This window comes from Lolliginicoccus lacisalsi (genome assembly GCF_014841105.1).
GTDB classification, from domain to species: domain Bacteria; phylum Actinomycetota; class Actinomycetes; order Mycobacteriales; family Mycobacteriaceae; genus Lolliginicoccus; species Lolliginicoccus lacisalsi.
Genome location: NZ_JACYWE010000006.1, coordinates 152,050 through 164,495 on the forward strand (window position 1 = coordinate 152,050; position 12,446 = coordinate 164,495).

The window sequence follows — 12,446 nt, forward strand, 5'->3', positions numbered from 1 at the left end:
GCGAGCTGCTTCGGGGGGCTCTTCATCAGGTACGAGGAGGCCGAGAACACTGGCCCGCCCACGCCGCGATCAAGGGCGATCTTGGCGGCACGCACGGCGTCGATGATGATGCCGGCCGAGTTGGGGGAGTCCCACACCTCGAGCTTGTACTCAAGGTTGATGGGCACATCACCGAAGGCGCGGCCCTCGAGGCGCACGTATGCCCACTTGCGGTCATCGAGCCACTCGACGTAGTCGGAGGGTCCGATGTGGACGTTGCGGTCGTGGACCTTGCCGGACAGCGACCCGCTCAGGTTCGAGGTGACGGCTTGCGTCTTGGACACCTTCTTGGACTCCAGGCGCTCGCGCTCGAGCATGTTCTTGAAGTCCATGTTGCCACCTACGTTGAGCTGGTAGGTGCGGTCCAGCGCGACACCGCGGTCCTCGAAGAGCTTCGCCATGACGCGGTGCGTTATGGTGGCGCCGACCTGCGACTTGATGTCGTCGCCGACGATCGGGATGCCAGCGTCCTCGAACTTCTTCGCCCAGGCCGGGTCGGAGGCGATGAAGACGGGCAGCGCGTTGACGAACGCCACGCCAGCGTCGATGGCGCACTGCGCGTAGAACTTGTCCGCCTCCTCGGAGCCCACGGGCAGGTAGGAGACGAGGACATCAGCCTTCGCGTCCTTGAGCGCCTGCACCACGTCGACGGACGCGGCGTCGGAGAGCTCGATGGTCTCGGCGTAGTACTTGCCGATGCCGTCGAGGGTGGGCCCGCGCTGGACGGTGATGCCGGTGGGCGGCACGTCGGAGATCTTGATGGTGTTGTTCTCGCTGGCGTTGATGGCCTCGGACAGGTCGAACCCGACCTTCTTGGCATCGACATCGAACGCGGCGACGAACTCCACATCACTGATGTGGTACTCGCCGAACTGCACGTGCATCAGTCCGGGGACGGTCGAGTTGGCGTCAGCGTCCTTGTAGTATTCGACGCCCTGCACAAGCGAGGAGGCGCAGTTGCCTACACCCGCTATGGCGACGCGTACCTTTTTCTCACCCATGGTCGGGTTCTCCTTCTGTCTGGTGAAGCTCGCTCGGTGGCGTTGTCGAGTTGTGGGACTGGGGGGCGGTCTCGGTGGAGATGAGCTCGTTGAGCCATCGGACCTCGCGCTCGCTCGATTCGAGCGAGAGCTGGTGGAGCTGCCGGGTGTACCGGTCATGCCCGCTCATGCGGGCGATGGTCTCGCGGAGGCTCTCGCGGCGTTCCTCGACCTGACGCCGGCGGCCCTCGAGGATGCGGATCCTCGCATCGGCCGGTGTGCGGTTGAAGAACGCCAGGTGGACCCCGAAGCCGTCGTCGCTGTAGTTCTGCGGGCCCGTGTTGGCGACGAGGTCGGCGAAGCGGGCGTGCCCTGCCTCGGTGACCTCGTAGACCTTCCGGGCGCGCCGGCGCAGCCCCTGGCCCTCGTTGAGGGGATCCTCAGCGATAAGGCCATCCGCCTGCATGCGGCGGAGGGTGGGGTACAGCGAGCCGTACGAGAACGCGCGGAACGGACCAAGGAGCTCGGTCAGGCGCTTGCGCAGCTCGTACCCGTGCATGGGGGACTCCTTGAGGAGGCCTAGCACTGCAAGCTCTAGCACGGCTCCCCCTCACTGGTCCCGGTGTGATAGATACCGCTGCTTGTGCAGCGATGCGATAACCAACTGTATCGCAGCGATATATTCGATGCACGTAATTGTTGGCCTCGTCATAACCCTGCCGCCATGATGTGTCAACCGTCACGCCATGGTCCTGTCACCCGAGTTCCCCGGGCACTGGAAGGCGCGCCGAGAGGCAGTGCCACCCGTCACACCAGTGCCCGGGCATGCAAAGGGCCACCAGGCGGAGTGGCCCGCGGGGCGCCGACGTACTCTGGTATCCGTGCGATCGCAGCGGCAGACCGTGGACTACGCGCTCCAGCGTCGCTCCGTTCTCGCCGACGTCTACGCGGGGAGGACCGGAGTCGCCGCCGCCTGCGATGCCAGCCCCTACCTCCTGCGGGCAGCGAAGTTCCACGGGCGCCCCAGCGAGGTTGTCTGCCCGATCTGCCGTAAGGAACAACTCACCCTCGTATCGTGGGTATTCGGTGATCGGCTCGGAACGGTCTCGGGATCGGCGCGCAGCGACGAGGAGATCTCAAGGCTCGCGCTGGTGCAGGAGGAGTTCACGGTGCATATCGTGGAGGTGTGCCGGACATGCGGATGGAACCACCTCGTGCAATCCCACGTGCTGGGCGAGGCACCGCCGCGCCGATCCCGCCGCAAGCAGACGCGTCCATCGGCCCGCACCGCGAGCGAATAGCCGCACCATGAGCGCCACCGCAAGAACGGGAGTCCAGAAGTGAGCTCGACGAAGAAGCCCTCGACGAGGGCCGGCGCAGCCCGTCGCAAGAAGTCACGGGCCGGCATGGCCCTGCGGCTCCTCGCGGTCGCGCTCGTCCTGATCATCATCATCCCGATCGCCACGTTCATGGTCTTCTACATGGCGGCGAGCGTTCCCCGGCCCGGCGATATCGAGAACAACCAGGTAGCCACCATCTATATGGATGATGGCGAGACCGAGCTCGCGCGCATCGTGCCGCCGGAGGGCAATCGCACCGAGGTCACGATCGACGAGATCCCCCAGCACATGCTCGATGCCGTCATCGCCGCCGAGGACCGGAACTTCTATACCAACCCCGGGTTCTCGGTCACCGGCCTCGCCCGCGCGGTGCGCGACAACCTGCTGGGAAGCGACAACGCCGGTGGTGGCTCCACCATCACCCAGCAGTACGTCAAGAACGCGCTCGTCGGCTCCGAGCGGACCCTCACCCGCAAGCTGCGGGAGCTCGTGATCGCGACGAAGATGTCCCGAGAGTGGGCGAAGGACGACATCCTCCTTGCCTACCTGAACACGATCTACTTCGGTCGTGGCGCCTACGGCATCTCCTCGGCCGCGGACTACTACTTCGACAAGGACGTCTCCGCGCTCACGCCCGAGGAGAGCGCGGTCCTCGCCGCGGTCGTCCAGCAGCCCTCGCGCCTCGATCCCGCCCTCAACCGCGAGGAGGCCGAGCGGCGATGGGGCTACGTGCTCGACGGCATGGTGGAGATCGGCTCCCTGAGCGCCTCCGAGCGAGCCGCTGCCCAGTACCCCGAGGTGCTGGCCCTCGACGAGATTGGCGACGAGAATATCACGCCGGGACCCAACGGGCTGATCCGCACCCGTGTCATCAATGAGCTGCGATCGCTTGGCATCAACGAGACAACCCTCAACACGCAGGGCCTGCAGATCACTACCACCATCGATTCGCTCGCCCAGGACGCTGCCGTCAATGCCGTGGATAACACGCTTTCCGCGCAGCCCGAGAACCTGCGCTCCGCGGTCGTCTCGGTCGACCCCCGATCCGGTGCCGTGCGTGCCTACTACGGCGGCGAGGACGGAGCTGGCTTCGACTACGGCCACGCACCGCTGCAGACCGGCTCCACGTTCAAGGTATTCGCCATGCTCGCGGCGCTCGATCAGGGCATCCCGGTCACCCAGCCCTACGACAGCAGCCCGCTGACCCTCAATGGCATCACCATCAACAACGTCGACAACGCGAGCTGTGGCCGCTGCTCCATGGGCGAGGCGCTGAAGCAGTCGTTGAACACGTCCTTCTACCGCGTCATGCTTTCCCTGGACAACGGCCCGCGTGACGTGAAGGAGGCGGCCCACGAGGCCGGGATCCCGCGCGAGATCCCGGAGCTCGACTACGAGGTACTCACCGAGCAGGGAGATGCGCCCAACAACGGCATCGTGCTCGGCCAGTACCAGGTGCGTCCCATCGACATGGCCTCCGCGTACGCGACGATCGCCGCTTCCGGCATCTACCACGAGCCGTACTTCGTCGAGCGCGTTGTCGACGCCGAGGGCCGGCTCCTCTTCGAGCGCGACGAGCCCGACGGCGAGCGGCGCCTGCGCGAGGCGGTCGCCGACAACGCCACCTCAGCCATGGAACCGATCGCCGCCTACTCCAACGGCAACGCCCTCGCAGGTGGCCAGCCGTCCGCCTCGAAGACGGGCACCACCCAGCTCGGCGACACCGGCAACAACCGTGATGCCTGGATGGTCGGCTACACCCCCTCCCTGTCCACCGCGGTGTGGGTCGGCACCAACGATGGCGAACCACTCCTGACGTCGTGGGGCGGCCAGGTCTACGGCTCCGGGTTCCCCTCCACCATCTGGAAGCGGACCATGGACGGCGCCCTCATCAACACCCCCTGGGAGGACTTCCCCGAGCCCGACCCGATCGGCGGGGTCGCGGGCCTGCCCGTCTTCGTGCCGCCCACCACGACCGAGGAGGAAGAGGAGGAAGAGGAGGAAGACGAGGAGCCGGAGGAGACCGAGACCACCGACGTCTCTGTCCCGATCGCTCCCGGCTTGACCATCGAGATCCCCCTGCCCAGCGGCCCTGGAAACGGTGGGCAGGACCCCGGCGGGCAGGACCCCGGCGGCCCCGGTGGCGAGGGAACCCCTAGCGCGCCAGGGCAGGGCGGTGGTGGGACCACCGAGGGTGGCGAGGCAGGCACCAACCAGCAGGAGAACCCTGGCGTTGGCGGCGGACCGGTCTCCACCCGCAATCCCGCCAGCAGCCAGGTCACGAGCACCGCGCCGGCTCCAGCGGGCGATCAACCCGACGATGTGACCGAACCCTCGAGCCAGCCGCTCACCACGGCCGCGAGCGAGCCGACGGACGACGATGAGCAAGCAGCCCAGGCCGTCGAGGCCGGCACGGGCTAGTGGATCCCAGGAGCTCGGGTGCCTGACGCAGCAGGCGCTCGGTCGGCCGCGGCACCAGGGCTGGGCCCCGAGCAGCGCGACCGGCCCACCCTCGCCCACCCCGCGGTGGCCAGGCTGAGCACCGCGATAGGTGGGCCCGTGGGCCAGCACGCCCACGTGGGCGGCGCGAGGTTCTGGACACCGCTGCGGGTGGTGCTGGCGCTCGCCGTGCTCGTGCTCGCCCTCTCCTGGGCAGGGAAGGCAGCGTGCATCCAGCAGTATCCCGGTGGCCCCGATGGGGAGATGGTCCTCGACTGGCGGGACAGCCGCCAGTACGTGGCCCTGTGCTACTCCGACACCGTGCCCCTCTACGGCGCGCACCAGCTCAATGAGCTCGCGCTTCCCTACAAGACATCCTGGGAGCAGGAGAACCCCGACGGCACCGTGGAGCTCCGGTACATGGAGTATCCCGTCATCACCGGCATGTATCAGTACGCTGCCGCAGTGGTGGCTAGCGTGTGGTCCGAGGGCGCGCGGCAGGGATGGCTGCCCGGCGCGCTCCCGGTCGTCCTCTACTTCAACGTCGTCGCGCTCGGTCTCGCCGTGGCCTGGCTGCTCACCGTGCGCTGCACCATGGCGCTCGCTGGGCGCCGGCCCTGGGATGCCGTTCTCGTCGCGCTCTCGCCGATCGCGGTGGTGCATGCCTTCACCAACTTCGACGCGATCGCCACAGCGCTGACCATGCTTGCCCTGCTCGCCTGGAGCCGAGGCCGGCCAGCCACATCGGGGCTGCTCATCGGCGTCGGTGCCGCAACGAAGCTCTATCCCTTGTTCCTGGTGGGCGCGCTGCTGGTGCTGTGCCTGCGCACCGGGCGGCTGGGAAAATGGGCGCGCATGCTGGTCGCGGCGATCGCCGCATGGCTGGCGGTGAACCTGCCAGTGCTCGCGCTGTACCCGCAGGGCTGGCTGGAGTTCTTCCGGCTCAACAACGAGCGCGGCATGGATCCCGATTCGCTCTACAACGTGGTCCGGTCGTTCACCGGCTGGCCGGGGTTCGACGGCGAGCTAGCGGCGGGGGAGAGCCCCGAGCTCCTGAATGCCGTCTCGCTGGGCGCCTTCCTGCTGGTATGCGTGGCGGTGGCGATCGTCGCCCTGACCGCTCCGCGGAGGCCCCGCGTGACGCAGTTGATGTTCCTGCTCGTGGTCGGGTTCCTGATCACCAACAAGGTCTGGAGCCCGCAGTTCTCGCTATGGCTGGTCCCGCTGGCCGTGCTCGCGGTGCCACGCTATCGGTTGCTGCTGGCCTGGATGGCCATCGATGCCCTGGTGTGGGTGCCGCGCATGTACTACTACCTCGGCACCGGGAGCAACGGGCTGCCGGAGCAGTGGTTCACCGCCACGGTCGTGCTCCGCGATATCGCGGTGCTGGTGGTGTGCGCCGTGGTGGTGCGGCACATCTATCGCCCGGGGGAGGACCGGGCGCGCCAGCATGGCGAGGACGATCCCGCGGGCGGGGTGCTCGATCATGCGCCCGACGCCCCACCGGCCTGGCTGCCGGGCTGGCTGCGCCCTCGTGGGTTCCAGCCGTGGCAGGCCCGCAGGGCGGAGGCGGACCGCGAACCCGTGGCGGTCGATCCCGGGAATCGGTGCTAGGGGCATGCCGAGCGTGGCACGCGCCGCGGTTCGGCCGGACCATCGCTAGCGAGCGCATCGATCGCGAGGAGCTGTGCCACCGGGTCGGCGGCGAGGGTCTGGAAGGAGACCTCGCCGGTGCTGACGAAGGTGTCCCAGGTGGCTTGCAAGGCCAGGGCCTCCGGGAAGTAGGGCCCGCACACGTCCTGGGTGCGGACGATCCGCAGGGGAGATTCTGGCTGGGGCAGGAGATCATCGACAGTGTGCGCCACGCCGGCCGCATCGGTGCCGCTGACGATGAAGGTCGTCTCGAGCCCAGTGGACCGGGCGTTGCTCAAAGTCGTGCGGTTCCGGGGGTCTAGGTCCGGGGAGATCGCCACAAGATCCTTGACGACATGTGCCGCAGCGGGCCATTTCCCGATCGCGAGAATGCTGGGAAGGGCTCCGGATCCAATAGTAACAATACTGATTTTGTCACTATGGATTTCGATCATGGCCCGCAGGGTGTCGAATACATGCCGGCTTGCTCGGGAGGAATCGGTGGCTGCATTGCGGGGGACCGTGAGAATGCATGTAGTGTGCCCGGCATTGACCAGTTCCGCGATGAGAGGATGGTCGCGCGGGATCCCGGTTTCGGTCGGTGGCACGAGCAGGACGGGCTCGCGCATCGTGTCGGGGGCCATAGTGAGATCCGCGTCGCAGTGGACCGCCGCGTGCTTCCTGGGGTCGGACTGGCGGCCGGGCTCGGCGAGCGCGAGGCTGTGCGAGGTGGCCAGGATCGTGGCGAGGACCGCGGCACTGGCGCACGCGAGGATGCTCCGGCGCCGGATTGGCGGCACTTTCTCCTGCTGCACGACATCCTCCACCTTGAGATGTGTTCTATGTCACACTATCAGCCGTGTTGCTGTAGCGAGTTGATTCATCTCAACTACCCCGACGGTGCGCTTCCGAAACAAGCCGGTCGCGCTGCCGGCCCCTGCTGGCCCCGCGCGGGGGTGGCGTCGCCACGGATCGATCGCCGCCGCGGCCGTGTAGGCAATTGGAATGACAAAGCTTCTAGGGTATTGCGCCACCGGCGGGAGGCGCGTTCACTATATGTGCGCCGAGAACTGCTTCTACCCGGGGAAGATCATTATCTGGTCAATTTCCCCATGGCAAGCGCACGCAAATTTCCAGTCGCTTTAGCGAGAAAATCTCTTGACCGAGAGGTGTGATAGTTGTTCACGGACGAATTGAGCAAGGTCCGAGGGAAGATCGGCATCGCGGGGCGGGGGGATTTCATCGATGACGCCGTATGCGCGCTCCTCGCCACCGAGGGCTTCCACGCCACCACCCAGATCCGTCGCGAGCCCGCCAGCCGCTTCGACCTGATCGTCATCCGGCCCCCGGACGCCTACCGCGGCCCCGACCACTTCACCACCGTGGCGGCCGCAGCGCCACGGCACCTCGTCCTTGGCCAGCCCGACCCAGCAACGATCGCCAGGTTCCCCGCGGCGCGCTGGCTGCCCAGCAATGTGGACGGGTCGACCTTCCTCGCCACCGTGACCGAGCTCATCGGCAGGCCCCATCCCGCGCCAGCACCTCGTCGCAAGCCTGCTCTCTCCGCCCGTGAGCGTGCCGCCGTCGTCCACTACTCGCTCGGCATGACGGTCCGGCAGGTCGCCGTCGAGCTCGGCGTGGCCCCCACCACGGTGTCCACGCACCTCGATCGGGCGCGGGCGAAGTATGTCGCCGCTGGCCGCGGAGCGGAAGGCAAGATCGGGCTGCTGCGATGCGCCCTCGAGGACGGACTGATCCCTTGCCCGTGCCACCGCGGCACGGCCTCTGCCGCTGGCCTCGTGATCGGCTAGGACGCCCACGCCTGCCCGGATGGCACCGGCTGGACGGTCACGGCTCCCGATGCTCGGGAATCGGCAACCACCCATCCTCCACGGCACGCTTGAACAAGTCCGTCTTGGTGGGAGCAGGACGCCCTGCCTCCGAGTACTTCTGCCGGATCCGGCCCAGGTAGTCATGCACTGTCTGCTCGGCGAGGCCTGTCAGGTGCGCCACGCGAGCCGCTTTCTCCCCGGAGGCGTACAGCGCGAGGACCTCCTGCTGGCGGGGGCTCAGGCCCACATCCGGCAACTGCGGATCACCGTCGATCGCCGCCGCCCAATCCGTGGTGACCACCTGCTGCCCGGCCGCGGCCATGCGCATCGCCTCGACGACAGCATGCGCCGGCTCGGACTTGCGCACCACGCCGAGAACACCAGCCCGGGCCGCGGAACGCACCAGGTAGGGATTCTCCGCGCCCGTGAAAGCAAGCACCGGCTTGCCATGCTCGTGCAGCGTCGTCACGTTGCTCATCGGGGACGAGCCATCGCCGAGCCGCAGGTCCAGCACGACCAGGTCCAACTCGTCGATCCGTGGCAGCAGATCCTGCACCGTGCTGGCGGTCACCACGAGCGAGAGGTCGGGCACCTCGGCGAGGATCGTTGCGAGCCCGATGGCCACGGACTCATGGTCCTCGATCAAGCCGATCGCGCGAACCGGCGTCGATGTCGCTGGCTCGGCATCCTCGGGCATCACGGCGCGTCCCCTCGTTGTCCTCGCGGCTCCCCGATCACGGCCTCGCTCCCGGATCGCCGCAGTGCCTGGTCATCGTACCGTGGGGCCTCCGGCACCATCGTGGAACGCGACCACGCCGGACGGGCCCCGAGGAAGGCCACCGCGAGCAGCACGAGGCCGACCGCCCGGCCCCATACCCCGACCTGGAGCACCAGCAACGACCCGCCCCCGGGATCGATGCCCGCGCCCAGGTCGTGGAAGTACCGGAAGACCCCGATACCGATCGCGAGGTCGGCGAGCATGTACGCGCCGATCAGCGTCCATGGCACGCGCAGCAGCACCAGGAACGGCAGCAGCCACAGCATGAACTGGGGCGAGTGGACCTTGTGCAGCAGCAGGAACCCGCACAGCATGGTCGCCGACACCGCGATCCACGGGTACGTGCCCGTCCGCCGCAGGATCCACCACCCCGCTGCGAGCGCCGCCGCGAAGCTCGCCAGCACCAAGGCAGGGGAGAAAGTGCCGACGATCAGGTCGTAAGTCTCGTCCTCGCCGATCAGCGGGCGCAGGCCCCAGTACCAGATCGAGTTGGTGGTGATGTCGGCCTCGCGCAGGGACTGGAACTCGAACGAGGCCCGCCAGCCCTCGTAGCCCAGCACGGCGAACGGGGCGTTGATCGCGGCCACCACGAGCGCCGCCACACCCGCGACCCCTGCCGCGCCCGGCACGTCCCACCGCCGCCGAGGATCATCGCCCCCGGTCAGGACCCAGAGCGCGAGGGGCGCGAGGAAGAAGCCGGGATAGATCTTCACGCAGAAGCCCACCGCGAGGATCGCCGCGGCGACCAGCGCCCGACGGCGGGTGCTCCAGCCCTGGCAGCGGACGACGACGAACGCCGCGGCCACCGCCGTGAGGACGACGGCAAGGTCCCAGTTGTGGAATCCATACATCACCAGCGCCGGCGCGGCGGCGAACAACAGTGCCCGCCAGCCCGCCAGGCGGGCCAGCAGCCAGGCCGTGGCCAGGCCGAAGGGGGCCAGGATGATGCTCGACCACAGCAGGAAGCCGGCGTCGTTGCTCGCCGGGAGCGCCCCGAGCCACATCAGCAGCCCCGACAGGACGGGGTACTCGACAGTGCCGCCAACAAGGTTCCCATCCGGAGTGATGCTGCCGTGGATGTAGGGGAACACCTTGGTATCGATGCCCCGGCCGAGCCAGAGCAACTGGATGTCGGAGTAGCACACAGCCTGGTTCTTGAGGGCGGCGAAGTTCGCGCTGCGCCCGGCTGGATCGAACGCGGGTCCCGTGCAGCGTGCCTTGTTCGCGTAGGCGAGCACGAGCGCGATGGCCGCCACGAGGAGGACCAGGGCGGGGGCGAGTAGGCGGCGCGCGAGAACAGGCATCGGGGACATTGTTGCGGAAAACCGCCACCGCTGCGGGAGAGACCGGCCGCGGCAGGTTTCGCGGCTGGTTTCGCGGCTGGTTTCGCGGCTGCACCAGCAATTAGCTTCTGCCGCCGCGAACTGGTAGTTTGCTGAGGTTGCTGACGTAACAACCCTCCTGCCACGGACCGTCCGTGGCCGTTGAAGCCCATAGGAGGTGATGAGGTCCCGTGCGTCAATACGAAATGATGGTGATCCTCGATCCACGCCTGGACGAGCGCACCGTTGCCCCTTCGCTCGATACTTTCCTCAATGTGGTCCGCCAGGGTGGCGGCACCGTCGACAATGTCGACATCTGGGGCAAGCGTCGGCTCGCCTACGAGATCAACAAGCTGGGCGAGGGCATCTATGCCGTCGTCAACGTGACTGCTGAGCCCAGCGTCGTCGCGGAGCTTGACCGCCAGCTCGGTCTCAATGAGTCCGTGATGCGCACGAAGGTTCTCCGGCTCGTCCGCTGAAGCAAGCCTTGAGAGCGTGAATTGTCAGGGGTCGCGGGTAACCATGCAGGTGCGGCTCCCGCGGCACATCCCATGACGCCCGGATAGGTCACGACATCGGCAAGCCCCAGGGCATGTCGCTGAATCGGCCCCCTAACTGTGTGACATTGGATGACCGAAGGCATTCACGAACAACCAGGCTGGCTCGTCCATCCATCAGGAGGAAACATGGCAGGCGAAACTGTAATCACGGTCATCGGCAATCTCACCGCCGATCCCGAGCTGCGGTTCACTCCCGCAGGTGCAGCAGTAGCGACTTTCACCGTCGCGTCGACCCCTCGCCGGTTCAACGCTCAGTCGAACCAGTGGGAGGACGGCGAGGCACTGTTCCTCCGGTGCAACATCTGGCGCCAGGCGGCGGAGCACGTCGCCGAATCCCTCAACAAGGGGATGCGCGTCATCGTCAACGGCCGGTTGCGGCAGCGCAGCTTCGAGACCCGCGAGGGCGAGAAGCGCACTGTCATCGAGCTCGAGGTCGACGAGGTGGGTCCTTCCTTGAAGTACGCCACCGCGAAGGTCAACCGGATCAGCCGTTCCGACGGTGGACAGGCAGCACAGGGTGGACGCGGCGGCGGATTCGGCGCGGCTGCGGCAGCGCCGGCGAATGATCCGTGGGGAAGCGCGCCACCGGCCAGCGGCTTCGCGGGCCAGGACGACGAACCACCGTTCTGATCGGTCCGGGCGCATGCCACGGGCACGATCGGCCTGGTCGGGAACACCCGCCCAGGAGTTGAGCTACCAGCAGATGAGATACCTGATGCAGCAGGAACGCGGGGGTGCGCGTTCCCGACAGCACCAGGAATCAATCGGAGAAAGACCATGTCCCACGCACGCTTGCGTTTGACACCACAACAGTCCTGCGAGTTCTGCGCCTCGGCCGGAGCCCGCATCGACCACAAGGACACGGCACTGCTCCGGACATTCGTCAGCGATCGCGGACGAATCCGGGCACGCCGGGTCACTGGCACTTGCGTCCAGCATCAGATGGACGTGGCTGCCGCTGTCAAAGTTTCCCGAGAAATGGCCCTGCTGCCGTACACCTCGACGGCACGCTAAGGAACGGGAGGACACTAGAATGAAGCTCATCCTCACCGCTGAAGTTGAGCACCTTGGCGCTCCTGGCGACTCCGTCGAGGTCAAGGACGGCTACGGCCGTAACTACCTGCTTCCGCGAGGACTCGCAATCCGCGCCACCCGTGGCGCCGAGAAGCAGGTTGAGGAGCTGCGCAAGGCTCGCGAGTCACGCGCGGCCCGCGACCTTGACACCGCCGAGGAAGCCAAGGCGACGCTCGAGAAGATCGGCACCATCACGATTCCGGTTCGCACCGGTGCGGGTGGCAAGCTGTTCGGCTCGATCGCAGCCGCGGACGTCGTCACGGCCATCAAGTCGGCCGGTGGCCCGACGGTGGACCGCCGCAACGTCGAGATGCCTTCAGCGCACATCAAGTCAGTTGGCAAGCATGTCATCGTTGTCGGTCTGCACCCCAAGGTGTCAGCCCGGCTGAACGTCAGCATCGTGCCTGCCTGACACAGCATCGCTCGCCTAGCCCCAGGGGTCCCCGACCT

At 67.2% G+C, this 12,446-nt stretch carries 12 protein-coding genes and 1 pseudogene; 8 read left to right on the forward strand and 5 right to left on the reverse strand.

Annotated elements, in window-relative coordinates:
* Both HT102_RS11235 and HT102_RS11240 read right to left on the reverse strand, forming a co-directional pair.
* Positions 1–1,040, reverse strand: a 1,040-nt coding sequence (locus HT102_RS11235; RefSeq protein ID WP_192039604.1) for an inositol-3-phosphate synthase, incomplete at its 3' end; no start/stop codon positions are given.
* The gene (locus HT102_RS11240; protein ID WP_192039518.1) at positions 1,033–1,620 is read right to left on the reverse strand and encodes a PadR family transcriptional regulator; all 588 of its coding nucleotides are present in this window, start codon (positions 1,618–1,620) and stop codon (positions 1,033–1,035) included. The genes HT102_RS11235 and HT102_RS11240, both read right to left, overlap by 8 nt.
* Before the next feature lie 280 nt (positions 1,621–1,900).
* On the opposite strand from HT102_RS11240, the gene HT102_RS11245 reads away from it, so the two are divergent.
* From HT102_RS11245 to HT102_RS11255, 3 genes and pseudogenes are all read left to right on the forward strand, one after another.
* Entirely contained in the window at positions 1,901–2,320 is a 420-nt protein-coding gene (locus HT102_RS11245; RefSeq protein WP_333473406.1) for a DUF5318 family protein, read from the forward strand.
* Between the two features lie 39 nt (positions 2,321–2,359).
* Positions 2,360–4,327: pseudogene (locus HT102_RS11250) on the forward strand (transglycosylase domain-containing protein); the annotation flags it as partial.
* Positions 4,328–4,798: 471 nt separating this feature from the next.
* Entirely contained in the window at positions 4,799–6,412 is a 1,614-nt protein-coding gene (locus HT102_RS11255; protein ID WP_408611351.1) for a glycosyltransferase family 87 protein, read from the forward strand.
* Here HT102_RS11255 and HT102_RS11260 read toward each other — a convergent pair.
* Entirely contained in the window at positions 6,409–7,245 is an 837-nt protein-coding gene (locus HT102_RS11260) for a class I SAM-dependent methyltransferase (RefSeq protein ID WP_192039520.1), read from the reverse strand. The genes HT102_RS11255 and HT102_RS11260 overlap by 4 nt on opposite strands.
* A gap of 363 nt (positions 7,246–7,608) precedes the next feature.
* Between HT102_RS11260 and HT102_RS11265 the strand changes: the two genes are divergently transcribed.
* Entirely contained in the window at positions 7,609–8,241 is a 633-nt protein-coding gene (locus tag HT102_RS11265; RefSeq protein ID WP_192039521.1) for a helix-turn-helix transcriptional regulator, read from the forward strand.
* A gap of 37 nt (positions 8,242–8,278) precedes the next feature.
* Here HT102_RS11265 and HT102_RS11270 read toward each other — a convergent pair whose 3' ends face one another.
* Together HT102_RS11270 and HT102_RS11275 are read right to left on the reverse strand one after the other, a co-directional pair.
* A complete protein-coding gene (locus HT102_RS11270) occupies positions 8,279–8,959 on the reverse strand; it encodes a DNA-binding response regulator (protein ID WP_192039607.1) in 681 nt (226 codons plus the stop codon).
* Complete coding sequence (locus tag HT102_RS11275) at positions 8,959–10,344, reverse strand: glycosyltransferase 87 family protein (RefSeq protein ID WP_192039522.1); 1,386 nt, start codon at positions 10,342–10,344, stop codon at positions 8,959–8,961. The genes HT102_RS11270 and HT102_RS11275 overlap by 1 nt, the downstream gene beginning before the upstream one ends.
* Before the next feature lie 209 nt (positions 10,345–10,553).
* Here HT102_RS11275 and rpsF point away from each other — a divergent pair, with 209 nt between their 5' ends.
* From rpsF to rplI, 4 genes are all read left to right on the forward strand, one after another.
* The gene (gene rpsF, locus HT102_RS11280) at positions 10,554–10,841 is read left to right on the forward strand and encodes a 30S ribosomal protein S6 (RefSeq protein ID WP_192039523.1); all 288 of its coding nucleotides are present in this window, start codon (positions 10,554–10,556) and stop codon (positions 10,839–10,841) included.
* A 207-nt stretch (positions 10,842–11,048) separates the two neighbouring features.
* Complete coding sequence (locus HT102_RS11285) at positions 11,049–11,552, forward strand: single-stranded DNA-binding protein (protein WP_192039524.1); 504 nt, start codon at positions 11,049–11,051, stop codon at positions 11,550–11,552.
* Between the two features lie 147 nt (positions 11,553–11,699).
* Positions 11,700–11,936 carry a 30S ribosomal protein S18 gene (gene rpsR, locus HT102_RS11290; protein ID WP_192039525.1) on the forward strand — a complete coding sequence of 79 codons (237 nt, stop codon included), beginning with the start codon at positions 11,700–11,702 and terminating at the stop codon, positions 11,934–11,936.
* A gap of 19 nt (positions 11,937–11,955) precedes the next feature.
* Positions 11,956–12,408 carry a 50S ribosomal protein L9 gene (rplI, locus tag HT102_RS11295; protein WP_192039526.1) on the forward strand — a complete coding sequence of 151 codons (453 nt, stop codon included), beginning with the start codon at positions 11,956–11,958 and terminating at the stop codon, positions 12,406–12,408.
* The last annotated feature ends 38 nt before the right edge of the window (positions 12,409–12,446 follow it).